Origin of the sequence: Massilia frigida (assembly GCF_011682175.1) — a bacterium.
GTDB classification, from domain to species: domain Bacteria; phylum Pseudomonadota; class Gammaproteobacteria; order Burkholderiales; family Burkholderiaceae_D; genus Telluria_A; species Telluria_A frigida.
Genome location: NZ_WHJG01000020.1, coordinates 22,552 through 49,450 on the forward strand (window position 1 = coordinate 22,552; position 26,899 = coordinate 49,450).

Consider the following 26,899-nt stretch of genomic DNA (forward strand, 5'->3'; position numbering starts at 1 on the left):
CCGGGCTCAGCCTTCGGCGCGGGTGTGGGCGTACTGCGGCGTGCCGTCGTCGCCGTGGTCCCAGGCCAGCCGATAGAAGGTGAAGGTATGGTCGCCCGGGACCAGCAGTTCCGGATTGTCCAGGCTGCAGGTGGTGACGTCGATCTGGTCCGGACTGCCGCTGTGCGCATAGGTCAGCTGGGTGCCGCAGGCGCCGCAAAAGGTGCGCGTGACGTCCGGACTGGACCGGTACTGCGCCGGCGTGCCGGCCGTGACGCGGTACTCCCCGCGCGCCACGCTGAACCAGGCCACACGCGGCGCCCCGCACGCGCGCCGACACGTGGGACAGTGGCATATCGTCTGGTGAAACACCCGTTCCGACGTTTCGTAGCGCACCGCTGCGCAACAACACCCGCCCACTAAGCTCATCACGTTCTCCCTGTATGGAATGTGCAGGCCAGTGTAGCGCCGCGCGGCGGCGCATGGCGCCAGCTTTCCGCCACCCTGCCTGCCGCCTGGCGAGATTGCGCGGATAATTGCGCAGTTGAAACAAATCAGCGACGCCGATGAGTTCCGCCTCCCCCATTCCCGCCAGCGCGGTGCCGCTGCTGTCGCTGGCCGCCTTCGGCAGCGGCATCTCGATGCGCGCGGCCGACCCGCTGCTGCCGCTGCTCTCGAACGCGTTCGGCGTGCCGCTGGGCGAGGCCGCGCTGGTCATTACCGTGTTCCCGGTTGCCTACGGCCTCGCGCAGCTGGGCTTCGGCCCGCTGCGCGACCGCTACGGCAAGTACCTGGTGATCGCACTGGCCGCGCTGGCCAGTTCCGCCACCGCCCTGCTGTGCGCGGCCGCCACCAGCCTGCCCGCGCCGCTCGCCGTGCGCCTGCTGGCCGGCGCCACGGCAGCCGCCATCATCCCCCTGTCGATGGCCTGGATCGGCGCCGTGATCGCCTACGAACAGCGGCAGCCGGTGCTGGCGCGCTTCCTGATCGGGCAAATTCTCGGGGCGCCCGCGCTGCTGGTGGGCGGCGCGCTTGGCTTGCTGGCCGTGGCGCTCCATTTTTCGCGCCGCGTGCGGCTGAAGTAAGCCGCCGAACATGCATATCGAAAAGCCAATCTTGCGTTGGATTGCCGTGTTACATTGCGACTCCGGCATCCGCCAGGATGACCATGACCATTCAACGTGAAGGATTACATGAAGCACTGGCTCATCGCAGCACTGGTTTTCTCGTCCGCGCCGGCATGCGCGGCAACGGCCAGCAGCACTACGCCCAAGGCCGACGTGGTGGCGCTCGAAAAAGTGGTCGAGGCGTTTCGCACTGCAGTCGTCAAGAAGGATAAACCGGCCTTCATGGGCTTGCTGTACTCGGCCTCGATTCCGTGGATCGGCGTGGTCACCGATAACAGCGTCAAGATGGCCGACGAGCGCCGCAAGGCCCAGTCCAAACCGGGTATTCAAAAGATTTCCGGGACCGGCAGCGCGACCGCGTTCATCGACAACATCGTCGAGAGTGCGTATCCGGTCGACGAAACGGTCGACAACGTGCGCATCGAATCGAATGGCGATGTGGCCCAGGTCTATTTCGACTACAGCTACGTGTCCAATGGCTACAAATCGAACTGGGGCCAGGAGAGCTGGCAACTGGTGCGCACCAGCGATGGCTGGAAAATCAATTCGGTGATCTGGTCGATGGAATTGAACCCGGTTCTACCGCCTCCACGTCCGAAATAAGCACCTGCGGCGCGGCCGTGCCGGCGCGCCCGCATAACTGCGCGTAGCGCTCTTCCGACACGCCGAGCCGGCGCAGCCAGTTGGCAAAGTACAGCTGCAAGGTGTCGCTGCGCGCATGCTTGCCGAGGTGGTGGCGCTCGAAATCCTTGCGGTTCTGGACTTTGTCGGCGATCAGCATCTGGTTCACCTCGTCCACGCAGCTCAGTTCGATGGCATCGTCGGCGCGCTCGCAATGGTGCGATAAGTAGGCATTGGCCACGCGCCGGTATTCCATCGCCAGCGCCACCACCACCGGATCGGGCTGGAGCGCGGCAAACACCGATCCGGGCGCCAGCGCGGCCAGCAGCGCGCCATCGTCCTGCACCAGCGGATGGATGCAGAACGCTTCCATGGCGCGCAGCGGGGCGCCGATGGCGCCGAGCAGCGCGATGCCTTCATCGATATGCGCGATCAGCAGCACGCCCGAACGCTCGGCCCGGGTCTCGCCGTAATACTGGCAAATCGCCGCGTAGTGTTTATTGTCTTTCATTGCGCTGGCTTTCTACAAAAGTGATCAATTCGGGGAAAAACACGTCGAAACCGTCGGCAATGGCATCGGCATGGCGTTTCAGCTCGTGCAGCGCATCGCGCATCACGTCGCCGTTTTTCGACAGGCGTGTCGAAATGCGCCGGATCGCGGTTTCGATGCCGGCATAGCTTTGGTAGGAACCGAGCCAGTCCTGCTCGATCATGTAAGGCGCGATCCGTGCCAGGTTGGGCGGCAGCACGGCCGCGTGGGTATCGAGCGCGCCATAAAAGCGCGCGATGAAGTCAAGCAGCGGCACATCGGAATAGCGCGCCCAGCGCAGGGCCAGCACATGGTCGTAATAGACGTCGAGCAAGATGCCGGAATAGCGCCGCCCCGGACCGTCGAACATGGCCTTGGCGGAAAGCACCACCGGGTGGCTGTCGGTAAAGGTATCGACCTTGCGGTGAATCAGGATTTCCGCTTCGGTGACGGCGCTGAACTGCGCACCCGCGTTCGGCTTGACGAAATCGCCCAGCAAGGCGCCCAGCATCGCCTCGTCGCTGTAACGGGCCAGATAGAGATGGGCGAGATAGTTCATGCACGGCCTGAAAATGGAATACCAGGGCGCAGGATGCCAGATTTCGGATTTTCTTGTGAGAAATGCGAAAAACTGCGATCTCGTGACATTTGAATAGTTTTTCCATATGGCATTTTGTGTACTATGCGCCTCCACGCTTTTTCTCTCACGACAGGTAAACAATGACTATCAAAACGATCGCTCTCTCCACCCTTGCCACCGTCCTGCTGGCTGGCTGCGGCGGCGGCGGTTCCTCCGGCGGCTCGCCAACCCCGTCCACGCCGACGCCCACGCCGCCTCCTGTGGTCTCGAAACTGGCCGCTTACACGGGCAACTGGGTTGCCCCTTGCGACTCGCACGAGCTGGCGTCGACGGTCATCAGCGACACGCCCGGCGTTGCCGATTCGGTCGACATCGAGGTCAAATCCGATTACTACATGAACAAGGACTGCACCGGTGCCGTGGTCGGCGGCGAAAAGCTGAGCGCCAAGTTTACTGCCGCCTACAGCGGTACCGCCGACACCGCCACCGTGCTCACGCCCGGCAGCCAGAGCGTTCCGCTCAAGCTCGACCTGCTGACCCTGCGCGCGCCGCGCCACACCATGTCGATCGACGGTCCCGGCGTCGTGCACACGGTCAAAAACGGCCAGGCGCAATGGTGCATGAACTTTGCCAACGGCGAATCGACCTGCGTGCACGACGAAGGCATCCTGGAAGCCCAGGGCCCGCTCAACTTCGCGTTCTATGCCAACGGCGGCAAGCTCTACCTGCTGAGCCCGAGCGGCAGCGTGTATAGTACCGACGAAATCTACACCCGCCGCTAAGGCGCTCCGGGCGCCAGCGCCTACTTCACCGAGGTCATGGCATACCGGTTGCGGCCGGAATCCTTGGCCCGGTACAGGGCATCGTCGGCATGCTTGAGCAGCGTGTCGACCCCGGCCCGGCCGTTTTCGGCCGTCGCCACGCCAATGCTGGTGCTGACGATGCGCGCCACGCCATCGATATCGAACGGCCTTTCCATCACCTTGATGATCTTGCGCGCCACCACGGCGCACTCGGCCACGTTCAGCAAGCCTTCCAGCAGGATCACGAATTCGTCGCCGGCCAGGCGCCCCACGGTGTCGCTCTGGCGCACGCAGGCCGACAGGCGGCGGCCGAACTCGACCAGCACCGTGTCGCCGCCGCTGTGGCCGAAGCTGTCGTTGATCGACTTGAACTTGTCCAGGTCCAGGTACATCACCGCCATCACGCTGCCATTGCGCGCGCTGCGGGTCTGGGCGCGGCCGATGCGCTCGGTCAGCTGGGTGCGGTTCGGCAAGCCGGTCAGCGCATCGAAACGCGCCAGCGCGCTCAGTTGTTCTTCCAGCAGCTTGGCATCGGTCACGTCGTTGACCAGGCCGGTCACGCCGACCGCCTCGCCGCCGGCGTCGACCTGGGGAATGTAGGTGGCCTGGTAGTGGCGCTTGTCGGCCCCCTGCATGCGCGCAAAATCGAACTTGACCGTGTGGCCCGTCATGGCTTCGTCGAAGGCGCGCTGGTGCACCTCGGCCTCGGCGGCGGAAAACAGGCTGCGCACCAGGCTGCCGTGGATGCGCGCCAGCGGCCGTCCGAACCAGCTTTCGTGATGCCGGTTGACGAAGCCGAAGCGGCCCTCGCGGTCCATGAAATTGACCAGCGCCGGCAGGTTGTCGGTCACCGTGTGCAGCAGGCGCTGCTGCGCGGCCAGGGCCAGTTCGGCCGCCTTGCGCTCGGAGATGTCCATCACCATCGTGTAGAACCCGGCCACCTTGCCGTCCGCGCCGACATCGGGAATGTAGTCGGTCTGCAGGTAGCGGTTGCCCTTGAGCTCGGCGGCAGGACGCTCGAACGACACGCGCCTGCCGGCCAGGGCCGCCGCCATCTGGGCCGCGACCGCCGCGAACACCTTGGGCCCGAACACCTCGCTGACGGTGCGCCCCACAATCGATTCCGGGGCGATCTCGGTGATGGTGGCGTAGGCGCGGTTGCAGAAAGTGTAGCGATATTCGGTATCGACGTAGCCGATCAGCGCCGGCATGTTGTCGGCGATGGTGCGGATGCGCTTTTCGCTCATCGCCAGCACTTGCTGGGTGGCCTTCAGTTCGGTGATGTCATCGACCAGCACGAAGTAGCCCTGCACCACCCCGGCGGCGTCGGCATCGGGGTTGTAGGCCACCCGGTCCCATTGCAGCACGCCATGGCGCAGCACCTGGCGTTCGAAGCGCACCGCGCGCCCGCTCATGGCCGCGTCCAGGTACGGCTTGCTGACCTGGTAGACCGCCTCGCCGATCACCTCGCGCACGCTTTTGCCGATAATCTGGCGCGCCGTGATGCCAAAAAAGGCGCTGTAGCGCTCGTTGCCGAACACGAAGCGCTCGTGCTTGTCGACATAGCCGACCAGGGCCGGGACGTTATCAGCCACCATGCGCAGGTTGCGCTCGCTTTCGGCGACGGCGCGCTCGGCCTGGTCGCGCTCGGCCATCAGGGCATCGAACGCGCGCCACAGCTCGCCGATTTCATCGTCCGCGTACGGCGCGTCCGGCGTTGGCGTACCACGCCCGGCCGCCATGCGCGCGCCCAGGCGCTTGAGCGGCAGCAGCTGGCGCTCGATCATCAGCCAGGCCACCGGCCCGATTACCAGCAGCAGCAAGGCCGCGATGATGGCCGCGTTCCAGCGCATCTTGCCGGCGAAGGCGAACGCTTCGGCGGTCGGGTACACGCCGCACAGCAGCCAGCCGGTCCCCGCCAGGCGCTGGTACGACACCAGCGCGTCGGCCCCGTTGTCGGCGGCCGAGCGCAGCGTGCCTTCGTAGCCGCCCAGGGCCAGGTCGAGCGAGGGCGCGCGCTTGCCGCCCTCGTCGATGCTGTGCAGGATGCGCCGTTCGTCGGGGTGCGAGACGAACACGCCCTCGCGCGTGAGAATATAGAAGTAGCCAGTCTTGCCGACTTGCCCGATCGACAATTCCTTGATGAAGCTGTCCCTGGCCAGGTCAATGGTGCCGACCAGGACGTGGCTGATCTGGCCATCCTTGCCGTGGATCGGCGCCGTCATGATCACCACCGGGCGGCCGCTGATCTGGCTGCGCAGCGGCTTGGAGATCACCGGGCCGTCGCTGCGGATGGTGTCGAGAAAATAGTCGCGCGTGGAAAAATTAAGCTGGCCGCGGCTATCCGGATAATCCATGTTGGCGACGTGCTCGCCCTGGGCGTCCAGTACCGACATATTGGTAAAAAAACCATCCATGCTGTGATGCTGCTCCAGCTTGTCCTGGAACGCGGCCGACGGGTGCGGGCGGATTTCCAGATCGTGCGCCAGGCGCACCAAGGCTCGCTGGCGGTTCATGAATTTATTGTCCAGGTCGCGCGCCACCTGGCTGATCAGCGATGCTTCGCGCTCGCCCACCACCGTCTCGATGCCGCGCTGCACGATCAGCACCGACGCGACGGTGAGCACGGTCGCGGTCAGGACGATCAGCATGCCAACGGCCAGCGAGAAGCGCGCTTTGAGCGACATGGGGCCAGGAATCCAGCGGCGAGCGGTCAACATGTGGTGTGTGGCGATTGTCGGACGAGTTGTAAAGACGACGAATCGGCGGGGCTGGGCCGGGGAAATAGCGCTGGCGGCCGCGCCTGCGGGCGCCAGCCGGTGCACGTCGGTGCACGCCGGCGCAGGGTTTGGCGCCAGCGTACTGATGCTTCCGAGTGTACATTATTTCCATTGGAAAATATCACTACAGAGCGGAACAACAACAGTTTCAGCGGCGAATAATTGTGGCCTGCCAGGCGCCACGCATGCCGTGGCAGGCGTCAGCGCGCTGCGGCGATGCCCTGGGTGAACTGGCGTACCCGCGCGGGGATGGCCAGCACGTCGTGATGATCGTGCGCAAGGAACAAGCTTGACCTGGGCAGGAGGCGGTGCAATTCCTGCGCCGAGGCCAGCGGGTGGCTTGGATCGCCGGACCACCCGACGATCAGCGCCGGGGTGGCCGCCAGCGCCGCCAGGGCCGCGCGCGGCGGCAGGTCGGACGCCGCCGCGCCCTCGAACAGGGCCAGCATGGCCGGCGCGCTCATCCTGCGCACGCCGTGGCGGGCGGCTGTGGCCAGGTGGGGTGCGGCTTTGAGCAGCCAGGATGGCAGCGCGCCGCCTGCGTCGCTGGCGATGAGCCTGGCGAAACGCGCCTCGCCCATTGCCGCTGCGAGCGCGATGGCGCGCCGGTACAGGGCGGCCTGGGCAGCGCGCACTTCCCACAGAGTGGGCGGCAGGATCAGCACGAGGCCAGCGACCCGTGCGGGCGCGTGCAAGGCGGCGTACAGCGCACTGGCGCAGCCCATCGACCAGCCGCCGGCGATGAAGCTGCGGTCGCCGATGGCGTCGGCGATGGCCAGCATGTCTTGCCCCAGCTGGGACCAGCTTGCCTGCGCGCAGGGTGCGCCGGCGCCATGGCCGCGCGCGTCATAGCGCACCAGGCGCAGCGAGGCGGGAAAGTGCTGCCACTGGAGGATATCGAGCGCGTCCTCCGCGTCCATGGACGACATCAAGCCGTGCGCCCAGATGAATGGCACACCGCTGCCCGCCGAGCGGACGTCCAGGTCGAGGTCGCCGATGCGCATTCACAACTTCTCGGAAACGGTAGGGGAAGGAAATGTAGCACATGCTGCTCTACGTTCCAATGGATGAGTACGCACCCATTTGCGGACAGGACGGCGCTGATACCCGGCGTGATATCAAAAACTAATCAGCATGTACGCCGCGGACCATTCGTTTCGATTGGCCCTCGCAGTTTAATATCGGCTCGGAATCTCCCAAGCGAACCGCAGCTCAAGCCGGCCGCGGGTAGTATTTCACATGACATTGACAGCGCAACGCCTGTCTCCCCACCACAACCGAGTCAACCATGAAAAGAGACGAACCCGGCGCCGCCAGCCCGGCCCCCTCCGGCGATGTGCTCGCCGCCGCCACATCGCCGGGATTGCGCTACGTCAGCGACAGCGCCCCCGGCATCACGCGCAAGGCCCAGGGCAAGAACTTCATCTACCTCGACGCCAGCGGCCAGACCGTCACCGACGACGACACCCTGGCACGCATCCGCGCGCTCGCCATTCCGCCGGCCTGGACCGACGTCTGGATCTGCAAGCTGGCCAACGGCCACCTGCAAGCCACCGGGCGCGACGCCAAACGGCGCAAGCAATACCGCTACCACGCCAAATGGCGCAAGCTGCGCGATGAAGTCAAGTACGAGCGCATGATCAGCTTCGGCAAGGCCCTGCCCGCGATCCGCCGCACCGTCGATGCCGACCTCAAGCGACCCGGCCTGCCGCGCGAAAAGGTGCTCGCCACCATCGTGTATCTGCTGGAAGCGACCATGATGCGGATCGGTAACGAGGAATATGCGCGCCAGAACAAATCCTTCGGCCTGACCACCCTGCGCGACCGCCATGTGCGCATCGACGGCAAGGCGGTCGAGTTCCGTTTTCGCGGCAAAAGCGGCGTATTCCACAACGTCAAAGTGGAAGACCGGCGCCTGGCGCGCATCATCAGCCGTATCCGCGACCTCCCGGGGCAGGAATTGTTTCACTATGAAGATGACGATGGCAATGCGCACACGGTCGACTCGTCCGACGTGAACGATTACCTGCGCGAGATCAGCGGCGAAGACTACACCGCCAAGGATTTCCGCACCTGGTCGGGCACGGTGCTGGCGGCGCTGGCGCTACAGGAGTTCGAAAAGTTCGACTCGGAAGCGCAAGCGAAGAAAAACATCGTGCGCGCGATCGAATCGGTGGCCGAAAAGTTGGGCAACACGCCGTCGATCTGCCGCAAGTGCTATGTACACCCGGCAATCCTCGACGCCTATCTTGATGGCACCGTGCTCGACGCCATGCGCGAAAGCACCCGGCGCGAGCTGGTGGAGGATTTGCACGAGTTGCAGCCGGAGGAAGCGGCCGTAGTGGCGTTTCTGCAGCAGCGCTTGCAGGAACCGCCGACAAAGCGCAAAACGGGCGGCTAGCGCCTGGGCAAACACATGCCAGCCATGCGCCGGCTAAACACTGGTCGGCTCGACGCTGGCGCCGGCGCACGGTCGCGCCAACATGCTGGCGTCTCACTTTCCAACAGGTAGCGACGCGAGGTCTCATCTGGCATCTTGGCAAGTATTTGAGGTCGATGTGAACGGAGCTTAATTTATAGCCTTTGAAGGTTTTCTTGGGCGAGATGTTTTCACCCTCTGCCTTCGGAAGAAGGTCCTCCACGCGCTAAATGCCCACGCACCTGACCCCACGAGTCTCCCCACCTGCTTGCCCATCGTTTTTCTACCTATTTTTCAGCTCTCTGACTTTATTCGCAGCCTGGTAACTTCCATTTTTTGCAGCTGCTTCATACCACTTGAGTGCCTCTTCCTTATTCTTTTGAAAACCGAATTGTCCGTTTTCATAATAGAAAGCAAGGAAAAACTGAGAGGCGCCATGTCCCTCCTTTGCAGCAGTCATCAGTTGCTCAACAGCTTCACTCCTTCGGCGCTCAAAAAGTTGAGGATCATTAGCGATAGTAGAAAAATATAGATACCTTGCTTCTCCCACCCGGAATTCAACCCCCAACTTTCGCAAATAAAATAGCGATTCTTCTACATCGCCACGATGAGAGGCGTGGTCCTGTAGTTTCCAAATCGATTTTACATCTACACGCCCTGCTGATTCCTTAAGCGAAACAACCTCATCATTTGAAAGCCGCTTACCGCAACAGGATGAAGAAAAAAATCACCCAAAAAAAACAGAACAGCCAGCCCCAAAACTACAAAAACTGATCCTAATTTCGCCAAGCGTTTCATGGCCCTTCACCAAGCTCTACGTGAACTCAGGCAAAGCGACGATCGATCACGCGCTTGAGCTTTCCCGAGCGGGGATTGATTTCCAGCGCCGTCGCATCCACCCATTCTATGTCGATGGGCAGGATCTTGCCTTGCGCCAGCAATTGACCATACATGGGGCGATGCTCGTAGATCGCAGCGATGATCTGCGCGCTGAGCGCCGGATCGGCATTGCGATTGCCGATCCGCAGTATCAACCCATCCTTTCCGTCACGATGGATGGTCAGCAATTGAAAATCGCAGGCGCCCTGGCAAGCCGGAAACGACGCCAGTACCGACCTTACATCTTCCGGATACAGCGTGACCGGGCCGACCCTGGCCGATTCATCGGAACGCCCCCGTAACAGAAACTTGCGATGCGCCGTACCATGGGCATCGACCCACCTGGCCCTGTCGCCGACCGGATAGCGCAGGATCGGCATCAAATGGCGCCGCAGGGCCGTGACCACGGCCAGCCCTTCGATGCCCGGCGCGACGATAGGCGAGCCCGTTTCTTCATCGATAATTTCGAACAGCGCATCATCATCGTAGCAGCGAAATTCATTGGGGCCGCATGAAAGATCGGCGAATCCCAGCAATCCGGCATCCGTGCTCGCATAACCGATGGAGCGGATCTCGACGCCTGGAAAGCATGCTTCCAACCTGGCGCGCTGATCGGGATACATGGCTTCGCCGGCAAACAGGATCAATCTGACCGCCGACGCGGCTGGATCGCCCCCCACCTTGTCAATGTGATCTACCAGACTCATCATTGTGGTCGGCACGCCGGCCAAGACCGTGGCCTTGAATTCCGTGATAAAGCGATAGACATCGTCGGGTGTCGTGGCGCCCGCAATCGGGAGTTGCATGACCCGCTTGGGGCACTCTTCGAGCGCCTTGTGGGTAAACAAGAACGATCCATACAACTCGCCGACATAAAACAGATTGGCGACCCGGTCGCCATCCTGCAGACCTCCCAGCGCCAGTCCGCGGGAAAAGGCTGTCACAAACACATTCCAGTCAGTCCGGCTGAACACCGAGAACTTGGGGTTGCCGGTGGTTCCGCCACTCTTCAAGACGATGCCATCGTGCATCGCCCCCGTCAGCAATTGCCCACCCTCCAGACGGTTGGCTTCCCAAAACGCTTGCTGGCTCAACACGGGCAACTGTTCGATCGCGTGTATCGTTTCCGGCAATGCGCGGTAAAGATCGCCATAAAATGGCGAATTTTTCCGGGCAAACGCGATCAGTGAGGGAAGTATTTCCCGGCTAATTTCCATGCTCATCAACGCGCTCTCCGGTCCAGCACACGAATCAATTTTCCGCTTCCCGCAGTCCTGTGGAATTCATCGATTCCCACCGCTTGCACTTCAAACAGCAGCGTTTCATCGGTCAGCACGGCTTCCTGCAAATCCAGGTAGTTTTCCAGGAAAATCTCCCGGCAACGCAGCGCTGGCAAGCGCTCCGAATCGGAAATCACCAAGATGACCTTTTCCTTGATCTCGGCTTGCGCCAGGATCAGCTGCGCTTCGCCCGCATAGGCGAAGTGCGTCGCCAGGATACGGATGAATTCCTGATAATTGAGGAAAGTGGAACCAATCCGGCAAATATCCCCCGTCCGTCCCAGCAGTCGAAAGCGCGGCGCGGCCCTGCCGCAGGCGCAAATGCCATCCGGATCGGCGATCCAGTGGCCGACATCGCCGATTTCGTAGCGCAATGGCTTATTGACCGACAACATGCGCGGCGTGAAAACCAATCGGCCGACTTCCTCGCCTTGCACCGCTCGATCTTCATCCATTTTCAATATTTCGAGGTATTGAAGCTGTTGCTGAAGATGGTGGACGCCGCCATCGCTATGTTCGCACTGGAAGCCGATCGGACCGATATCGACGCTGCCATAGGCGGCCGAGCGTATCACATCGACCTGGAAGGACTCGTGCAGATAATTTCGCTGGGCGGGACTGAAATGTTCTCCGCCATAATAGATCTTCTTGACTCCCCGATAGGCGGAGAGAATGTCGGCTTCCTTTTCAAACAGCTGCAGAATATACGATGGCATGCCGAGCAAGACATTCACCTTGTTCTTGACGATTTCCTGGGCGACCATGCGGGTATCGCCATGGGCCGCCATGGGGAACTGGATCGCGCCCAGCTGTTCGAGTGCCGAAAAAAAGCTGATGAAGCCACCGTAGAGTCCCCCGCCAAAGAACAGATTCATCGCCCGGTCGCCGAGCGGATCAAAGCCCGCCGCGTACAAACCCTCGGCACCGAGCCGGATATGCTCATGGTATTGCTGGTAGCTGAACGTCGACAGTTTTGGTTCGCCCGTGCTACCGCCCGACTTGAAGAAGAGATGGGCTTGGGCAGGATCGGCCGGCACCGACTGGAACTGCTCCTTGGCGGTAATGGCCGGAACGGGGTCCCACTGCAGCGGAGGGAATTTTCTCAACTCATCGAAATTGGAAATCCCCTGCGCTTCATGGGCCAACTGCAAGCTCACTCTGCGGCAATAGCGTTGCAACGCATAGACACCGTCATGCGGCTCGCCGGGGTATCCTCCCGTCATTTCGCCAATACGCCGGATACGGATCGCACCCGCACGCAAAAAAGAGCGCGCCAGCGGATGCATTTCCGAGAGTTTGCAACAGATCGCCACTGTTTGCAGATAGTTGCGCATGGGCCGCAAGACCCGGATGATGTCGGTGCGCGGCAAGGGCTTGACCCAGATGCTGCGGTACAGCGGCGATGCCGCCAGCGCCGCATGGTCGTCGATGTAAATGCGCCACCCGCCATCTGGTGCTTCGATGAGGCGAGCATTGCCGAGGCACGATTCGAGCCTGTGACACTCGCTGACCAAAGCAATTTCGCCGGCACTGGCGGTATCGGGCAACTGGCGTGGCAGTTCGTGCGCCACCAGCGTCAAGGCATCGGCAAGCCGCTCGCCAAACCGCTGCAATTCATTCCAGTCCGACGTGTCGAGATAGACACATTGCGGACTGGAACAGGCTTGCTGTTCCATCAGGCAGCATTCCATGGCGAGTTGTTTCAGCGTATGGGGATCCTGGGCAGCTTCCATGGAAAGAAATGCCAACGATATCTTGTGTCCCCACTCGACGATGCGCACGCTGGCAGGGGCCATGGCGCGTATCGATTGAATCGACTCCTCACCGCCCCAGGCGGCAATGCCATCGGCCCCGGCAAATACCGGCTCCAACAGATCTTTTCGCTTCGACGAAATTTTCGCCACGATGATGAATTTCTCAAGCTGGGCGCTCGGATCGCACTTGCCCAAGGCATGTAACAAGATCTGGGCGAAGGAACTCTCTTGTGGACTCGTCTTGAGAAAGTTAAAATTTCCAGAAAGCAATCCTTCGAGCACGCTCATCGGCCCGACCGCGAAGGCATTTTGCGGTGAAATGTGGACCAGGAAACCCAACGGCGCCCAAGCTTCGAAGATCGCATCGTCGAATTGGGTGCGGCAAGCGAGCAAGGGATTGCTGGAACCGAGTTCACGGATCAGCTTCTTTTCCAGATTCGCACGGCGCAAGACATCGGCTATTTCAAGCAAGGCCAGAGCGATTTCGTCCGACGTCAATTGATCGGTGCCAGACAAGCAGTTCTTCAATTCGGTAAAAATAGCCGATTTTTCCCTGATATTTTTCCCGAGTAAATCCCCGGCCGCCAGCACCGTCTCGATATCGAGTTCGCACGCCATTTGCCGGGCCACCAGCGATTGTATATCGCCGATCCTGCTGGCCAGTTCTTGATCGCCGATCCACTCGCCTTGCCAGAGGTGTTGCTTGTTCATATTTTCCATGATTACCGCCTCAACAGTTCAGCCGCCGCAATGGCGCAGCTTTTATTTTTACTTGTTCCAGCCCGTCCGTGAATGACGAAATACGGCCGCTCATTTCCGCAAGCACAGGATTCGCCGGGATACAGTGTCGCCATGTCGCCCATCAAGACACTCTGGGCAGGCACTGAGGTGATGTAGGGCGTGAGAAATTGCAGGAAGCCCGCTTCACCGAATTTCCTTGGTTTCAGGGTACGCACATCGCGGATGATCACCTGCGACCAGACGGGAACATGAAATTGGTGGTGTGCGCACTCCGCGTACGGGACGGCATGCTCGACCGAGCCGAAGCTGTCGCGGATACGCAGGTCGGGAATGCCAAGCTGCTCGTGAATGCGGGCGTACAGATCGTGTTTGGCGATCGCCTGGTCGGCATTGCCTTTCCATCCACCGCCGAGGAATACCAGCGAATCGGCGGAGAGTTTGAGCGGCGGCAAGCCCAGCTCGCGCATCCGCTTCAGTGTAAAAAACAGAAATGCCGGGAAACCGAAAATGCGTACTGGAAGACCTTCTGCGGCGTAGTGTTGCAGCTTTTCGATGCAACCAAAAACATCGAACTCGTGCGACGCGCCGCCCGTCGCCGTTGTTGGCGCGCCGGTCCTGCGCAAAGCATAAAATGCCGATGCAACGGGTGCATACTTGCACAGGAAATTGTCGGTGTGGGCCGTTCCCAGTTGCGAATCCGATGCGGTTTCATACGAATACAGCAGATAGTTGGTCTTGACATCCGGCGTGTTCCAGCCAAAGTGCTCGAAGACCGCGTCGATCATCTTTTGCCCGGCGCTCAATGACCAGGCATCAAACGAGACTTGCGACTTTTGACCGGTCGTTCCGGAAGAAGTCAGGTGCAGCTTGATGTCATCGCGCGCAACCGAAAGAAGTTCGTGCGACTTGAAAAACGTCGCCGGAACAAAGGGGATGCTCGCCAGGTCATCGATCGACGTCAGCGTGGCGGCATCAAATTGTTTCATTTCCAGCAATTTCCGATAAAATGGCGATTGCTCTTGGTGCCAGTTGATATTTTCCTTCATGGCATCGACAAACATCGATTCCTGCGCGGCGGAGGAAGCGAAGGGATGGCGTTGTTCGCAAACGCCCTGGACCGCGTGCATAGTCTTGATATTCATATTTCCCTAAATTCCCGATAAAATGCGGTGGCCAGTGATATCGTCAACAACCCGAGCGCGAGACATATCGTCATTTTTGTCAAATCGATTTTTTCAATCAAGCTTCCCACCATCAACATCGATATCGGCAAGGCGCCAATACTGATCGTATTGACCCAGCTCATGACCACGGGGACATCGGCTGGCGCGGGCCGCGATTGAAACAGCGTCAATAGCGACACATTGACGACGGCCAGTGCCAGCCCCAAGCCAGCCAGTGCCAGGCAAGCCAATACGGGATTGTGGTTCAAGCCAAAGAAAAGGTAGAGCAGGGACACGGCGCTCAAGCCGGCGATCGCCCGCTTGCCCCTTTTGAGCGGAAATTCCGCGACCGAAAGCAACAAACTTCCCGCCACCATCCCGATGCCGATCGACACCTCGAAGGCGGCCAGCATGGCAAGATTGCCGGCGAATCGGGTCTGGACAAACAAGGGGAGCAAGGCCATCAAGGGTGTCAGCGCAAGATTCATCAGGAAAAATGCCGACAACATGAAGCGTATCAAGGGATCGGCAAACATCGACCGCCCGGGTATCGCTGGCGCCATGTCGGCATTCGCCGGCTCCGATTCGACCGTTTCCGGATCAGCAGGATCGAGCCGGATTCCCCCTTCCAGCCCTGCCGCCAGCAAATAGCTAAGCCCATTCAATACAAGCAGACCCGACAAACCAAGCCAAGGATAGAGCAGCGCGGAAATCGCTGGCCCAACTACCGTCCCCAGGGAAAAGCAGGAATCGACCATGGCGGTCAACTGTGGGACCAATTCCTTTTTTGGCATGAGCCCGGGCAGCGTAAAGACAGCGATATTGAACAGCGCGCCAAGCAAATTTGAAACAAACGTCAGGATAAATAGCGTGGTCAGCGAATGGTGCTTGAAATAGGCGAGCCACAACAGTCCGACCAGCAAGAAGATGATGCCCCTTAATACGTCGGTGTGTATCAGTGTCCTCAGGACGCCGATTCTTTGCACCAGCTTGCCCCCACTGCTGGCCAGCAACAGATGGGGAAGCGCGCCTATCGCCAGGAACCACGGTATCATTTGTATGGATTGCTCCTGCGAAATAACCCAGACCAGGCCGAGGGTCATCATCTTGTCGCAGATTTGTGAAATGAATTGCCCGACGAAAAGCCGGGATGAATTCTGGTCCTTGAATACTGCCATTGAAAATTTCATGATAATCCTGTCACGCTGCGCACGCCGGTTCCGGCTCCAGCGAATTTTTTTTCCAGAGTTGCAGATACTGGTTCAAATATTCGCGATTAATTCCCTCCAGGCGGATATTTCTGAAATTCAGTATTTCATAAGATCGGCTGAAGATGACGAAATCATAGCGCTGCGCGCCAATCAAATGCATGGCGGGGAAATAGGCGCAGGGAATGAAACCGGCTTGCATTGCGATTTCTATTTTCTCCGACTCATCGGCGCGAATAATGAATTCGATATAGCGCACACCCAGGTCTTGCAAGATTACCGATGCCTTTTCCACGATATCGGCGAATCCTGCATTGCACGAATCGTGAATGCCGATCAACACGCAATGTTTGTCCGTCTCTGAAAAATAACAGAAAACCTCCACGTCCTGATCGGCCGAGCTGATCAGCAGATTGGGTTCTTGAAACGGGAAAAAAGTATGGTGGTCTTGCGCCACCAGCGTGTTCTTGCCCTCGTCAAAACGGCGCTTGGTCAGGCGCGGTGCATGGATCAATTCGAGTTCCAGCGCGGAGCGTGCGCGCGAGAAATTTTCGGCGCTGGCATGGGGAATCCAATCGTCGGGAATCGCGGGCAAGCCGCATTCGCGCCGGACTATTTCAAAAAGGGGACGCAGGCGTGGATGCAGGGCAAAATCGGTAAAGCGCGACTCGATCGCGCTTTTCGTAAATAATGCAGTCAGGCAATGCGTTTCATACCCACTCGTCTTGTGAACATTTGGGAAAATTCCCAGTTTTCGGTAGCCCAGATTCGCCGTCAATTTTTGCGGTGCCGAAGAAACCGTTCTGGTTGTGGCGTAGACGACTTCGACATGTGCGATGGCGCGCAATTGCGCATAGCCGAATTCCATCATCCGTTCCGTCAAATTCTGTCCGCGACAGTCATTTTCAATGACTGCGCCAAAGACTTTGGCAAACCCAGTGAGCGTGTGCTGATAGACAACGGAACCAACAATTCGGTCATCGATGGACGCCACAATCCAGTAATAGTCATCCCGCCCGAGCGCAGCGCGCAGTCGCGCCGTCTCCGACATCATTGGATCACTGTAATCACCTTGGTAGACGCTCTGGTAGAGGTCGACGATCTGAGCGGCATCTCGTGGAATGGCTTTTCTTAAGGTAATATCTTTTTTCATAATATTATTTTTTTTGAAAGTGTATTATCTTATTGGAATGGCGCCGTTTTATCGGCGTGCAAGTTAATCATGGCGCCGAATTCTATATAAGGCAATATTGAAAGTCAAGCAGGGAAATATAAAAGCCTGGTGGCGACGAAGAAAATATGAGGCCGGTGCCAAATGACTAGTCAAGGTGGACAACGAGATCAAGCGGAAAATTGTCATCAATTTGTAACGCAAATGCAATCAGCATTAAATTTTCCACGGATCTGGTTTTTCTTGAAACAGCGAGAGCGACGCGTCGCCTCGCTCTGGCAAACCATTTGATACCTTGCCAGTCGATAAACGCGGCGGTCTCGACATAATGTGACGCTTTCATGACCGCCATGCAGCGCTTTGGGCGGCATGCTTTGGAGGCGAAGCGTTCACCTGACAAGGCTCCTGCTGGCGTCGTCGCCGTCATGTCAATGTTTTACGTCGCGCAGGCGTCTTCGGCACGTCAAATAAATTTGCGAACGACCGTACCAGATTGTGCGATTCTCGTTTCGATCCACCCGGCGGCGGGCCAACGCCGCCGGGCACAGACCATTCATCCCATACCAGGAGAGACACATGCGAGATATCCGGTTGTATCCGTAGCTGTTCGCGTCTCGCCATTCAACACATGATGCGGCATGGGTACCCGCGCGCCGGGCGTATTGACATCACGACGATGCACGCTTGCAGGCACGGACGGACTCGACTAGTCCACCAATTTTTGCGGTCAAAGCCTGTCAGGCAGCGATGCAGACGTCGTTGAACAACCCATCTTGTGCCGGGCTAGGCAGCAGGCATTGCGAAAGGGCCAGCGCACGCGATGCGCATCAGTTTAGGCGGATGAAAGCGCAAGCGGCGGCGTATTTACCAGGCTGACTACTTAACGCAGCATCGCCCGCGCCCGGTCCAGCAGGCCGCCGATTCCCACGCCTACGCTGTAGGCGACCAGGTCGCGCCAGTCGAAGCCGCTGCCGAGGACCAGATGCCCCAGCTTGGTGGCGCGCACATGCCTGATCCATGGCGCCTGGTACAACTGCAAGAACTCGACCGCGAATGCGGTGCCCAGCGCAAGCACGACCAGCGTGCCGGTTTTCGCGCGCGGCAGGCAAAACGCCCACAACAGGAACACCAGCAAGGCCCACAGCGCATCGCCGGGATAGTTTCCGAAGTAATGCGACAACACCGAGGGATATTTACGCGTCGCCATGCCGCACGCGACCACGATCACACATCCGGCGGCAATCCAGCGTCGGTCACGCACCATCCTGGCCACCCTGTTTCTGCAAGAATTTTTCTATTTCAGCGAGGGTGCGCGCCTGGCGTTCCGCACTGCCGGCGTCGCCCATATCATTGTGGCGCACGTTGCCGATCGCGCCCGCGCTCAGGAAGACAAGCCGGCATGGCCATGCCGGCGCGACGGCCGCCACGGCGGCGCACGACAGCACGGAAGACAAGGCGCCGGCGGCGCACAATTTCAAAGCAAACATCCGGGCGATCCTGGTCTGAAAATCAAAGCCGTCCATGATACAAGAAAGCGCACCGCCCGGATGAGCGAATTGCCAGCCTTGCCCGCGCCGCCGTGTATCATCGGCGCTTTCTCTTTTGAATCGATTCCACATGCCCGCCTACATCTGGTCCTGTCTCGGCTGCGGAGCGGCGAATGCCCCCGGCGCATCCGTGTGCGCGCAGTGCACCTGCCCGGCGTGCGCCTCGACCGCCCGGATAACGGCCTGTCGCGATGCGTGGCGTGCGCGGGGAGGCACCGTGCTTGCCGGCGCCGGCAAACTGCCGGAAGCCGGCGACAACGATGTCCCCAAGGCGCTGTGGCATGTCGCCTGCCGGACGCTTTGGCTGCTCCTGGGAAGTGGTTTCATGGCGGATTAGGGCGTTATCCCGGCGCGTGCGGCGTGACGCCGGGCACCGGCAGGTCAGCAGCAGCCGGGCTGCTTGGCCAGCGTGCAGCCGGCGCAGAAGGAACGGTTTTTCAGGTGGGCGGCGAAGATGAACAGGCCGCCGATGCTGGTCAAGATGGCTTCGGCGCCGTGCCCGTAACGGGGTCCGGCAACCAGCACCGCCGCGCAGCAGCAGGCAAATCCGCAAGCGCCCAGCGCGAGCACGAGGGCGCGCCGGTGCTGGCGAAAGCCGGCCACCAGGGCAACCAGCGCCGGCAGCGCGACCAGGATCAGCAGCCAGGCATGCAGGCCATCGTCATGCGGGAACCAGTTCATCAGGGGAAACACGGCCAGCAGCAGCGGCGGGCCGAGGCAGTGCAACAAACACAGTGCGGCCGCCGTCATCCCGGCGTAGTCCGCCACTCCAATTACTCGTTTTATCATCGCCCTGACCAGACTTGCGCTATCGCTTGGTGCAACTGTGTTGCAAAACGCGATGATAGCCCAAGCCGGGCGCAAATGCAACCGGATTGCATATGCGCCCGGCCCGGCGCGCGCCGGCATCGCGCGTTAGTCCACGCCGCTCAGGAGCGGCCGGCGGTCCTGCGGTTGACGATCCACTCGCCTAGCGGCGCATCGCTGTCGCAAGGCGTATTGGCATTGTTGGCCGCTTCCTGCAGGCGGTTGGCCTGCCCCGCGTTCTTGGCCACGCCATCGCCGTGACGCAGCGCTTGCGCGTAACGGCAGCGCCCGAGCGGATGGCCGGCATCAGCGGCTGTCTTGTACAGGTCCGCGGCCGCCGTTTTGTTGGAGCGCACGCCCCAGCCCTTGAAGGTCATGTCGGCCAGGTTGACCGTGCCTTGCGGATTGCCGCCGTCGTGGGCTTGCTTGAACAGGGCCACGGCCTTTTTCTGGTCCTTCGGCACGCCTTCGCCGTAGCGGTAGGCGCTGCCGAGGTTGTTCAATGCCATCGGGTCTCCCTGCGTGGCGGCGCGCTGGTACAAGGCGGCGGCCTTGCGCTTGTCGACCTTGACGCCGAAGCCCAGGCTGTACATCACGCCCAGGTTGTACAGTGCATCGGCATCGTTGCCGGCGGCGGCAGGTTCCAGCCACTGGCGCGCCCTGGCGTAATCGCGCTCCTTGTCGCCACCCTGCAGATACATCTTGCCCAGCTGGGACTGCGCGGGCACCAGCGCCGCCGGGCCGCTGGCCGCGTCGGTCAACAGCGTCATGGCGCCGGCGCGGTCCTGCGGCACGCCCACGCCCGATGCCAGCGCCAACCCGGCATTGAACGCGCAGCGCTTGTCGCCCAGCGCGGCGCATTTGCGCCAGTAGGCCACGGCCTTGGCCGAATCCTTGCCCACGCCATCGCCCTTGTTATAGCGCTGGCCGAGCTGGAACTGGGCTTCCGGATAATTGGCATCGGCCGCCTTGTGCAGCCAGGTCAGCGCCTTGGCCACGTTGGGTGCGCCGGTGTCGCCATCGCTCTCCATCACGCTGATGTTGAACTGCGACTCGCCGAAGCCTTGCTCGGCGATGCCCAGCCATTCGGAATACGCCAGCGCCTTGTTGCCCGCCTGATAGGCCTTGAACGCGCGTTCGCGCCGCAGTTCGCCTTCCGGGGTCAATTTGCCATTGGCGACCAGGCTGCCCGGGGCCGCGCTGGCGCCGGGCGATGCCGCATCCGCCGTTCCGGGTTCCTGGGTGGCGCAGGCTGAGAGCGCCAGCGCGGCGATCAGGGCGCACGCATAGCGGCTGGAGAGGTGTTTCATAGTCAAATTCCTGCTGTGTTTTGCGATGTTGTCGGACACTCGCGCGGCATGTGCGCGCCAGCGTAAATAGTGATTGTGCAACTGAGCAGCATTTTCACACCAGAGCACGTAGAAATGTTGGTCATATTCAATGTTTTGACAAAAATACCGATCCCGGCATGCTGGCGACGGGCGGGAAAGCGCTTTCGCGTGACGAATCAACAACAAAATCAGTCCTTGACATTTCTCAAACGGGGTAATAAGCTTGCGGCCATGAACTCAATGGACATCCTCTTTTTTACCTTCGCCTTCCCGGCACGTTGCTCACAACGTCCCGGGCCGCGACAGTGCGCCCCTTGATTCGCTCTTGACGAGCACCCATCAAAAAAGGCCCACTTCGGGCCTTTTTTGTTTTTGCAGTTCCGCTTTTCCATACCCACACTCAGTAGTTGCTTAGGAGCACATATATCATGAAGTCAGCCGATGTAGAACGCGCGCGGGATCACTGAACAAGGGTGGTCGCATGGCTCCCGCGGCGCTTGTCCCCAAGACAAACCACGACCGCCCGCTATGCAAGAAAGCACCATCATGACTGCGACTATCCTTCGCGCCAACGCGCGCAACTTCGGTATCATTGCCCACATCGACGCTGGCAAGACCACCCTGTCCGAACGCATCCTCCTGAAAACCGGCGAAATCCATCGCACCGGCGAAGTCCACGAGGGCACCGCCACGATGGACAGCATGGACCTCGAAAAAGAACGCGGCATCACCATCGGCGCGGCCGCCACCCGCTGCGCCTGGAACGGCCACGCCTTCACGCTGATCGACACGCCCGGCCACATCGACTTCGCCATCGAAGTCGAACGTTCGCTGCGCGTGCTCGACGGCGCCGTGACCGTGCTGTGCGGCGTGGCCGGCATCCAGCCCCAGACCGAAACGGTCTGGCGCCAGGCGCAGAAACACGGCGTGCCGACCATTGTGTTCATCAACAAGATGGACCGCACCGGCGCCGACTTCGGCCGCGTGGTGGGCCAGATCGCGTCGCGCCTCGGCGCCCTGGCCGTGCCTTTGAGCATTCCGGTCGGCGCCGGCGATGGCTTCGAAGGCACCATCGACGTGCTCGGCAAGCGTTTCCTCGCCTGGGATGCGGCTGGCGCGATGCGTTCAAGCGCCCTGCCCGCGCATCTGCAGGCGGCGGCCGAGGCAGCCTATGCGCACGCCGCCGCCGTGGCGGCCGATGCCAGCGACGCGCTCACGCTCGCGTTTTTGGCGGACGATACGCTCTCGCCGGCGGATGTGCGTACCGGCCTGCGGGCCATGACGCTGGCGCGCCGCGCCGTGCCGGTGCTGTCCGGCTCGGCGTACCGCAATGCCGGCATCGAGCCGCTGCTCGACGCCGTCATCGACTGGCTGCCTTCGCCCGACGAGCGCGCCGCCCCGGTGGCGCGCCTGGACGGTGAAACGCTGACGGTTGGCACCGGCGACGCCGATCCGCTGGCGGCGCTGGTGTTCAAGGTGGTGCACGACGACCACGGTTCGCTGTCGTATGTGCGGCTGTACGGCGGCACCCTGCGCGAAGGCGATGTGGTGTGGAATGCATCGCTCGGCGCGACGGTGCGCGTGGGTCGCCTGTATGTGATCCATGCGGACCGCCGCACCGGTGTCGCCCAGGCGCAGGCCGGCAGTATCATTGCCATCGCCGGCCTGAAGGATGCGTTGACCGGGCATACCTTGTCGACCAGGGCCGTGCCGCTGGTGCTGGAAACCATTCATGCAGGTGAACCGGTGGTGGCACTGGCGATCGAACCCGGCAAGGGTGGCGACCGCGCCAAGATGCTCGCCGCGCTCGACCGCTTCCGTCGCGAAGACCCGTCTTTGCGCCTCGAAAGCGATCCGCTCAGCGGCGAAACGGTGCTGTGGGGCATGGGCGAACTGCATCTGGACGTGGTGCTGGAGCGTGTGCGCCGTGAAACGGGCGTGGAAGTCACGGTCGGTGCGCCCCAGGTGGCCTATCGCGAAACCATCGCCGGGCCCGCGGTGGAACTGGAAGGCAAAGTGTCGAAGCAAAACGGCGGCAGCGGGCAGTATGCACGCGTCGTGTTGCGGGTTGAACAGTTCGATGGCGTGTTTGCTTTCGAGAATGCGATCAAGGGCGGTGTGGTGCCTGTGAACTTCATTCCGGCCGTCGAAAAAGGCGTGCGGCAAGCGCTGGCGCAAGGTCCTCTCGGCTACCCGGTCACGGGCGTCAAGGTGACCCTGCTCGATGGCGACTACCACGCGGTCGACAGTAACGACATGGCGTTCGCGGTGGCGGCCAAGGAAGGCACGCTGGCTGGGCTCAAACGTGCCCATCCGCTGATGCTGGAACCGGTCATGACGGTGAACGTCGATGCGCCGGCCGTGAATGCGGGCGATGTCATCGGCGACCTGCAACGCCGTGGCGGCAAGGTGCTCGGCATCGAAGAGCAGACCGGCCGCGTCGAAGTCGTTGCCGATGTGCCGCTGGCGAACCTGTTCGGGCACACGACCAGTTTGCGCTCCTTGTCGCAAGGCCGGGCGTTTGCCAGTGCGGTGTATGCACGGCACGCGCCGCGCATGCTGCAGCGCGCCGAGGCAGTTGCTGCGTAAGTATGTTGTAAAGTAAGTTCGGGGCCGGGAAGCGATTTCCGGCCCTTTTTTCCGCGCTCTGCGCTGCAATCTCACTAATAAAGACAAGCTCATGGAATGGCGCACACATCCCGCCCTGGCGGGCAAGCTTCATCCCAACCATCCGGACGACATTCAGGTCATCATCCACGACGGCGGCCGCCGCATGACCAGTGCGCATCCCGAACTCGCATGGGTGAGCATCACCGGCGTCGCAGGCGATATTTTCAGCGGACGGGTGATCATCGCTCCGACGCAGCTGGAAACGGTGCGCATCAATCAATCGATCCGCTTCATCGCCACCGGCACCGGCCAGCCGGTGATGGTCAGCGAAAAGTACCTCAAGGAACGCGGCTCGTGGCTGATCCACGGATGCAGCAAGTGCGGCTTCGCGGAACTGTTCGACGCGCCATCAGATTTAATCAAGGTCATTTTCCCAGCCTTGCCGGCCGACGCCGCGCTAGAGACATTCACCTCGTTTTGCCCTTTGTGCGACGGGGTCCAGGCGATCGCATCGCGCAATGCACCGCCGCCGGACAGCGAACGGCCCTGGTGGAAGTTGTGGGGCTGATCCGATGGAAATTGCTTTGGTGATAAGGGGCGCTCGCGGCGTGCCGCTACGCACACGCTGCACCGGTGCCGGGCGCTTCGTCCGCCAGATGGGGCCGCCCGGGCGTTTTGGGGTGATCGATCTGGTGTTGGAACCAGAACCGACATATGGATGCACGCTCAGCTGGGAAGTGTCTGAGGAACAGATTCCTCTCCTGTTTCTCGACGCGGTGATCAGCAGCATCAAGCATGTGCTGTCGGAAGACGCATTCGACGGTGACTATCTCAGCGGCTGCCGCATCCGCATCGTGGACGGCGCCTACAACAGCACCGACTCCAAGATCAGCTGTTATCAGATGGCGACTGTGATGGCCATGCGGGACGCGCTGCGCGCGGCAGGACTGTATGCACCGGCCGATTCAACGGCACCATAAAATAAAACGTTTTTCGCCAGTGCATTGAGTAAAGTTGGCAAAGCTGCTAGTCTGATCGCCTGAGCGTTGATTTTCATCAATGCTGCTGGGCGCCGCGTCCATGCAAACAATTCCGGAATACCTCAATGGCAGAGAACTCGGCTTCTAACTGAGTAGGTGCTGGTTCGATTCCAGCTTCCGGACCCCAACACGTCATTTCAATGGATACCACGTGGATAACGACGCTCCCGGCGCGGAACCTCTGCGCATGGCGCCCGGCTACGCGGCACTGCAACTGGCCGCCGCCCTGCGCACCAGCACCAACCACCCCGACCCGCAGGTGCGCGAACGCGCGCGCGGCAAGGTGCGGCAGTGGGAGCAGGTCATGGCCGGCATGTTGACGGGATCGATCGACGTCGGCTCGCGCACCCCGCTGGCCGGGGTTCCCGCCTGGGTCACGCCCGATATCGTCAAGGGTGGCTTCGCCACAGGCGGCTTCAAGGCCGGCGGCGCCTTGCTCGACCACGAACTGCAGACATTGGCCGCAGCCGGCATGGCGCCCGTGCCCGATGCGCGCCGTTGGCTCAACGCGCGCCTGCTGACCGACGACGGGATGGCGGGTCTGTACGCCCTGCTCGACTCAGGCTGCTACGACGTCAACGTGCCCGAGGAAGGCGCCTTGCTGGTCGTGGCCTGGCTCACCCGCCATGGCAAAGCGGATGCGGCGCGCGAGGTACTCAGCGCAATCGCGCCCTGGTTCGACCGCTTGCGTTTTTTTCCGGCGCCCGCCGCGCAAGCACGCCGCTTCGGCGAGCGAGTCTTTCTCAAGCCGGTGCGTGAGGTGGCGCTGGCCTTGCACAAACGGCGCGCACCGAACCGCCGCATCATGACGCAGCGCGATACCGTGCGCGTGCTGCTGCCGTTGTACGACCGCGCGGTCCAGCTGTTCATCGAGAGCGTCGAGGGCGAGCCGCCGTCGATCGATATCGATGCCAACGGCGCATGGCGCGACGGCGTCAGCGGCAAATTCCGCATCGCCGGCGGCTGGCCGTGCCGCCACTATCCGGCCCAATGGCATGCGCGCGGCGAGGCCCTGCTGCACGAGTGGTCCGGACACAGCGTGACCCGGCGCAAGGACGATAGCGCGGCGCAACTGCTCGACTATCTGCGCATTTGCGTGATGGAGCCGGCCGCTCTGACCGGGCGCGACGTCGGCAAGATACGTCTCATCCTGGCCAGATACATTAGCAAGCGCGGCCGCCCCGGATCGGCCCAATGCGGCGCGCTGCGCAGCGAACAGGCCAGGCAGGCCAGAGGCGTGCCGCACCATCTGCTGGCCGGCGTGCTGGCCGACCGCCTGCGCGCCTATCCGCAGGAAGGCGGAATCGATGATCTGGCGCCGCTCAGCGTGACGGTCACCGCGGCCGAAGCGGCCAATCTCGGCGAGGGAGCCGGCAGCGCGATCCCGCCCTCCCTGCTCGCCAAGCTGTGGCGCTGCCACATCGATACCATCGCGGCGCTGGTCGAACACGGTATCATCCGCTCGGCCGAGGCCTTGGCCACGGTGCTTCCGCAATTGAGCGCCGCCATCAACGGCGCGGCGATCGAAGACCCTTCGCTCAAACACCTGTACGGCGCGCTGTACCATGCATTCCGGCGCCGCCGCTCTGTGCTGCTGCAGAATCTGGCGCATCAGGTGCAGCTGCATGAACTGCCGTGGATCGCCGCCGTCTACGCCGAGCGGCAACACGGCTTGCAGCCCCGCACGCTGGCCCGCAGGACGCTGGAAGAAATCGCGGTGCTGACACTGACCTCGTTCCCGCAGACGATGATCCCCAATCCGCTGGTGCAGGAAATGAGCGCGCTGGCGGGGAGCGCGGGACTGGACTTGCCGCTGGTGGAAGAACTGGCCGCCGATATATTCGAGGGCACATTCTCGCCCAAATTCAGCAGGGTGGCCGCGCAGGCGAGCACGCTGCTGGAGGACAGTTTGTACTGCCGCTATTACGGCATCGATGCGGGACAGCGCAGCTACTTGCGTGAACTCGTGCAGCCGGCCAAGGCGCCGGTCCACGCCCGGACCTACATAAAAGAGCTCATTCGCCTATGCGAAAAGCGCGCGGGCGTCCGCAGCAACGGCGGCGTGACCGGCAATGCCATGATGATCGAGCAGCAGCAGATCCTCACCACCCAGAACCTGGCCGCGCTGGTATCGTCGCTCGGACTGGGCGACGAGCTGCGGCCCCGATTTTACGGCATGGCGCAGCAATGCTTCGAGTGGATCTGCCGCGACCAGCAAGCAGGGCGCGACGAGTGTGACGTTGAACGACTGCGCGCGATCAGGAATGCCGCATACGCGTGGCGCCAGATGATCTTCTTCCTGTCGCTGGCCCCTGCCCCGGCCACCGCCGAATTGATCGCCTGGGCGCATGCTCATCTGGCGCAACAGGCGCCACGCTTGCGCAAACGCCTCGCCCCTGCCATGGCAGGGCTGGAACTGGCCGCCGCTCATCGCTCGCTGGACGAACCGGAAAATCTGGCGAGCGGTGCGCGCAGACTGCTGGGATATTCATGCACGCCTCACTGGATGCTGGCCGTGTGAACACGACGC

The 26,899-nt window shown here is 61.4% G+C and carries 25 protein-coding genes, 1 tRNA gene and 1 pseudogene; 9 read left to right on the forward strand and 18 right to left on the reverse strand.

Features of this window, described 5'->3' with window-relative positions:
* Positions 1-6: 6 nt before the first annotated feature.
* On the reverse strand, positions 7-408 hold the full coding sequence (locus F2P44_RS19050; RefSeq protein ID WP_167088629.1) for a GFA family protein: 402 nt from the start codon (positions 406-408) through the stop codon (positions 7-9).
* A gap of 137 nt (positions 409-545) precedes the next feature.
* Here F2P44_RS19050 and F2P44_RS19055 point away from each other — a divergent pair, with 137 nt between their 5' ends.
* The gene (locus F2P44_RS19055; RefSeq protein ID WP_167088630.1) at positions 546-1,064 is read left to right on the forward strand and encodes an MFS transporter; all 519 of its coding nucleotides are present in this window, start codon (positions 546-548) and stop codon (positions 1,062-1,064) included.
* Positions 1,065-1,172: 108 nt separating this feature from the next.
* Positions 1,173-1,709 carry a Cif family virulence factor gene (locus F2P44_RS19060; protein ID WP_167088631.1) on the forward strand — a complete coding sequence of 179 codons (537 nt, stop codon included), beginning with the start codon at positions 1,173-1,175 and terminating at the stop codon, positions 1,707-1,709.
* Here F2P44_RS19060 and F2P44_RS19065 read toward each other — a convergent pair.
* Together F2P44_RS19065 and F2P44_RS19070 are read right to left on the reverse strand one after the other, a co-directional pair.
* Positions 1,648-2,238: a hypothetical protein gene (locus F2P44_RS19065; protein ID WP_167088632.1), complete on the reverse strand. Its 591-nt coding sequence runs from the start codon at positions 2,236-2,238 to the stop codon at positions 1,648-1,650. The genes F2P44_RS19060 and F2P44_RS19065 overlap by 62 nt on opposite strands.
* Positions 2,225-2,815 (reverse strand): acyl carrier protein phosphodiesterase, encoded by a 591-nt coding sequence (locus F2P44_RS19070; RefSeq protein ID WP_167088633.1) that lies wholly within the window; start codon positions 2,813-2,815, stop codon positions 2,225-2,227. The genes F2P44_RS19065 and F2P44_RS19070 overlap by 14 nt, the downstream gene beginning before the upstream one ends.
* Positions 2,816-2,976: 161 nt before the next feature.
* On the opposite strand from F2P44_RS19070, the gene F2P44_RS19075 reads away from it, so the two are divergent.
* Positions 2,977-3,618 carry a hypothetical protein gene (locus F2P44_RS19075; RefSeq protein ID WP_167088634.1) on the forward strand — a complete coding sequence of 214 codons (642 nt, stop codon included), beginning with the start codon at positions 2,977-2,979 and terminating at the stop codon, positions 3,616-3,618.
* A gap of 20 nt (positions 3,619-3,638) precedes the next feature.
* On the opposite strand, the gene F2P44_RS19080 is transcribed toward F2P44_RS19075, so the two are convergent.
* Together F2P44_RS19080 and F2P44_RS19085 are read right to left on the reverse strand one after the other, a co-directional pair.
* Complete coding sequence (locus F2P44_RS19080; protein ID WP_167088635.1) at positions 3,639-6,326, reverse strand: sensor domain-containing diguanylate cyclase; 2,688 nt, start codon at positions 6,324-6,326, stop codon at positions 3,639-3,641.
* 293 nt (positions 6,327-6,619) lie between these two features.
* Positions 6,620-7,423 (reverse strand): alpha/beta fold hydrolase, encoded by an 804-nt coding sequence (locus F2P44_RS19085; RefSeq protein ID WP_167088636.1) that lies wholly within the window; start codon positions 7,421-7,423, stop codon positions 6,620-6,622.
* Positions 7,424-7,707: 284 nt separating this feature from the next.
* On the opposite strand from F2P44_RS19085, the gene F2P44_RS19090 reads away from it, so the two are divergent.
* Entirely contained in the window at positions 7,708-8,820 is a 1,113-nt protein-coding gene (locus F2P44_RS19090) for a DNA topoisomerase IB (protein WP_167088637.1), read from the forward strand.
* A 104-nt stretch (positions 8,821-8,924) separates the two neighbouring features.
* Here the strand turns inward: F2P44_RS19090 and F2P44_RS36600 are convergent.
* The 13 genes and pseudogenes from F2P44_RS36600 to F2P44_RS19150 all read right to left on the reverse strand — a co-directional run.
* Positions 8,925-9,064, reverse strand: a pseudogene (locus F2P44_RS36600) (IS481 family transposase); the annotation flags it as partial.
* Between the two features lie 57 nt (positions 9,065-9,121).
* Complete coding sequence (locus F2P44_RS19095) at positions 9,122-9,298, reverse strand: SEL1-like repeat protein (protein ID WP_167088638.1); 177 nt, start codon at positions 9,296-9,298, stop codon at positions 9,122-9,124.
* A 188-nt stretch (positions 9,299-9,486) separates the two neighbouring features.
* Positions 9,487-9,636: a hypothetical protein gene (locus F2P44_RS19100; protein WP_167088639.1), complete on the reverse strand. Its 150-nt coding sequence runs from the start codon at positions 9,634-9,636 to the stop codon at positions 9,487-9,489.
* A gap of 26 nt (positions 9,637-9,662) precedes the next feature.
* Positions 9,663-10,940: a phenylacetate--CoA ligase family protein gene (locus F2P44_RS19105; protein WP_167088640.1), complete on the reverse strand. Its 1,278-nt coding sequence runs from the start codon at positions 10,938-10,940 to the stop codon at positions 9,663-9,665.
* Positions 10,940-13,471, reverse strand: a complete 2,532-nt coding sequence (locus F2P44_RS19110) for an acyl-CoA reductase (RefSeq protein ID WP_167088641.1) — start codon at positions 13,469-13,471, stop codon at positions 10,940-10,942. The genes F2P44_RS19105 and F2P44_RS19110 overlap by 1 nt, the downstream gene beginning before the upstream one ends.
* A 2-nt stretch (positions 13,472-13,473) precedes the next feature.
* Entirely contained in the window at positions 13,474-14,634 is a 1,161-nt protein-coding gene (locus F2P44_RS19115) for a LuxE/PaaK family acyltransferase (RefSeq protein ID WP_167088642.1), read from the reverse strand.
* Positions 14,631-15,845, reverse strand: coding sequence for an MFS transporter (locus F2P44_RS19120; RefSeq protein ID WP_167088643.1), 1,215 nt, complete (start codon positions 15,843-15,845; stop codon positions 14,631-14,633). Before F2P44_RS19120 ends, F2P44_RS19115 begins: the two co-directional genes overlap by 4 nt.
* A gap of 10 nt (positions 15,846-15,855) precedes the next feature.
* Positions 15,856-17,016: a GNAT family N-acetyltransferase gene (locus F2P44_RS19125; RefSeq protein WP_167088644.1), complete on the reverse strand. Its 1,161-nt coding sequence runs from the start codon at positions 17,014-17,016 to the stop codon at positions 15,856-15,858.
* 166 nt (positions 17,017-17,182) lie between these two features.
* Positions 17,183-17,461 (reverse strand): hypothetical protein, encoded by a 279-nt coding sequence (locus F2P44_RS19130; RefSeq protein WP_167088645.1) that lies wholly within the window; start codon positions 17,459-17,461, stop codon positions 17,183-17,185.
* 453 nt (positions 17,462-17,914) lie between these two features.
* On the reverse strand, positions 17,915-18,241 hold the full coding sequence (locus tag F2P44_RS19135; protein ID WP_229423623.1) for a ribosomal maturation YjgA family protein: 327 nt from the start codon (positions 18,239-18,241) through the stop codon (positions 17,915-17,917).
* A gap of 46 nt (positions 18,242-18,287) precedes the next feature.
* Entirely contained in the window at positions 18,288-18,521 is a 234-nt protein-coding gene (locus tag F2P44_RS19140) for a hypothetical protein (RefSeq protein WP_167088647.1), read from the reverse strand.
* A 441-nt stretch (positions 18,522-18,962) separates the two neighbouring features.
* Positions 18,963-19,349 (reverse strand): MerC domain-containing protein, encoded by a 387-nt coding sequence (locus F2P44_RS19145; protein WP_167088648.1) that lies wholly within the window; start codon positions 19,347-19,349, stop codon positions 18,963-18,965.
* Positions 19,350-19,510: 161 nt separating this feature from the next.
* Complete coding sequence (locus tag F2P44_RS19150; RefSeq protein WP_167088649.1) at positions 19,511-20,698, reverse strand: SEL1-like repeat protein; 1,188 nt, start codon at positions 20,696-20,698, stop codon at positions 19,511-19,513.
* Between the two features lie 567 nt (positions 20,699-21,265).
* Between F2P44_RS19150 and fusA the strand changes: the two genes are divergently transcribed.
* From fusA to F2P44_RS19175, 5 genes are all read left to right on the forward strand, one after another.
* Entirely contained in the window at positions 21,266-23,308 is a 2,043-nt protein-coding gene (gene fusA, locus F2P44_RS19155) for an elongation factor G (RefSeq protein ID WP_167088650.1), read from the forward strand.
* A 91-nt stretch (positions 23,309-23,399) separates the two neighbouring features.
* Positions 23,400-23,897 carry a hypothetical protein gene (locus tag F2P44_RS19160; protein ID WP_167088651.1) on the forward strand — a complete coding sequence of 166 codons (498 nt, stop codon included), beginning with the start codon at positions 23,400-23,402 and terminating at the stop codon, positions 23,895-23,897.
* A 4-nt stretch (positions 23,898-23,901) separates the two neighbouring features.
* Positions 23,902-24,309: a hypothetical protein gene (locus F2P44_RS19165; protein ID WP_167088652.1), complete on the forward strand. Its 408-nt coding sequence runs from the start codon at positions 23,902-23,904 to the stop codon at positions 24,307-24,309.
* 111 nt (positions 24,310-24,420) lie between these two features.
* Positions 24,421-24,492, forward strand: a tRNA-Arg gene (locus tag F2P44_RS19170).
* A gap of 28 nt (positions 24,493-24,520) precedes the next feature.
* The gene (locus F2P44_RS19175) at positions 24,521-26,890 is read left to right on the forward strand and encodes a hypothetical protein (protein ID WP_167088653.1); all 2,370 of its coding nucleotides are present in this window, start codon (positions 24,521-24,523) and stop codon (positions 26,888-26,890) included.
* Positions 26,891-26,899 lie beyond the last annotated feature (9 nt).

What these genes read in the sequence shown, in the direction of transcription:
- F2P44_RS19070 (WP_167088633.1), bottom strand. Translation starts at nt 2,815, where the DNA reads ATGAACTATCTCGCCCATCTCTATCTGGCCCGTTACAGCGACGAGGCG.
- F2P44_RS19165 (WP_167088652.1), top strand. Translation starts at nt 23,902, where the DNA reads ATGGAAATTGCTTTGGTGATAAGGGGCGCTCGCGGCGTGCCGCTACGC.
- F2P44_RS19150 (WP_167088649.1), bottom strand. Translation starts at nt 20,698, where the DNA reads ATGAAACACCTCTCCAGCCGCTATGCGTGCGCCCTGATCGCCGCGCTG.
- F2P44_RS19110 (WP_167088641.1), bottom strand. Translation starts at nt 13,471, where the DNA reads ATGGAAAATATGAACAAGCAACACCTCTGGCAAGGCGAGTGGATCGGC.
- F2P44_RS19120 (WP_167088643.1), bottom strand. Translation starts at nt 15,845, where the DNA reads ATGAAATTTTCAATGGCAGTATTCAAGGACCAGAATTCATCCCGGCTT.
- fusA (WP_167088650.1), top strand. Translation starts at nt 21,266, where the DNA reads ATGACTGCGACTATCCTTCGCGCCAACGCGCGCAACTTCGGTATCATT.
- F2P44_RS19115 (WP_167088642.1), bottom strand. Translation starts at nt 14,634, where the DNA reads ATGAATATCAAGACTATGCACGCGGTCCAGGGCGTTTGCGAACAACGC.
- F2P44_RS19125 (WP_167088644.1), bottom strand. Translation starts at nt 17,016, where the DNA reads ATGAAAAAAGATATTACCTTAAGAAAAGCCATTCCACGAGATGCCGCT.
- F2P44_RS19080 (WP_167088635.1), bottom strand. Translation starts at nt 6,326, where the DNA reads ATGTCGCTCAAAGCGCGCTTCTCGCTGGCCGTTGGCATGCTGATCGTC.
- F2P44_RS19075 (WP_167088634.1), top strand. Translation starts at nt 2,977, where the DNA reads ATGACTATCAAAACGATCGCTCTCTCCACCCTTGCCACCGTCCTGCTG.
- F2P44_RS19065 (WP_167088632.1), bottom strand. Translation starts at nt 2,238, where the DNA reads ATGAAAGACAATAAACACTACGCGGCGATTTGCCAGTATTACGGCGAG.
- F2P44_RS19140 (WP_167088647.1), bottom strand. Translation starts at nt 18,521, where the DNA reads ATGTTTGCTTTGAAATTGTGCGCCGCCGGCGCCTTGTCTTCCGTGCTG.
- F2P44_RS19090 (WP_167088637.1), top strand. Translation starts at nt 7,708, where the DNA reads ATGAAAAGAGACGAACCCGGCGCCGCCAGCCCGGCCCCCTCCGGCGAT.
- F2P44_RS19060 (WP_167088631.1), top strand. Translation starts at nt 1,173, where the DNA reads ATGAAGCACTGGCTCATCGCAGCACTGGTTTTCTCGTCCGCGCCGGCA.
- F2P44_RS19135 (WP_229423623.1), bottom strand. Translation starts at nt 18,241, where the DNA reads ATGGCGACGCGTAAATATCCCTCGGTGTTGTCGCATTACTTCGGAAAC.
- F2P44_RS19130 (WP_167088645.1), bottom strand. Translation starts at nt 17,461, where the DNA reads ATGACGGCGACGACGCCAGCAGGAGCCTTGTCAGGTGAACGCTTCGCC.
- F2P44_RS19095 (WP_167088638.1), bottom strand. Translation starts at nt 9,298, where the DNA reads ATGACTGCTGCAAAGGAGGGACATGGCGCCTCTCAGTTTTTCCTTGCT.
- F2P44_RS19055 (WP_167088630.1), top strand. Translation starts at nt 546, where the DNA reads ATGAGTTCCGCCTCCCCCATTCCCGCCAGCGCGGTGCCGCTGCTGTCG.
- F2P44_RS19105 (WP_167088640.1), bottom strand. Translation starts at nt 10,940, where the DNA reads ATGAGCATGGAAATTAGCCGGGAAATACTTCCCTCACTGATCGCGTTT.
- F2P44_RS19050 (WP_167088629.1), bottom strand. Translation starts at nt 408, where the DNA reads ATGAGCTTAGTGGGCGGGTGTTGTTGCGCAGCGGTGCGCTACGAAACG.
- F2P44_RS19160 (WP_167088651.1), top strand. Translation starts at nt 23,400, where the DNA reads ATGGAATGGCGCACACATCCCGCCCTGGCGGGCAAGCTTCATCCCAAC.
- F2P44_RS19085 (WP_167088636.1), bottom strand. Translation starts at nt 7,423, where the DNA reads ATGCGCATCGGCGACCTCGACCTGGACGTCCGCTCGGCGGGCAGCGGT.
- F2P44_RS19100 (WP_167088639.1), bottom strand. Translation starts at nt 9,636, where the DNA reads ATGAAACGCTTGGCGAAATTAGGATCAGTTTTTGTAGTTTTGGGGCTG.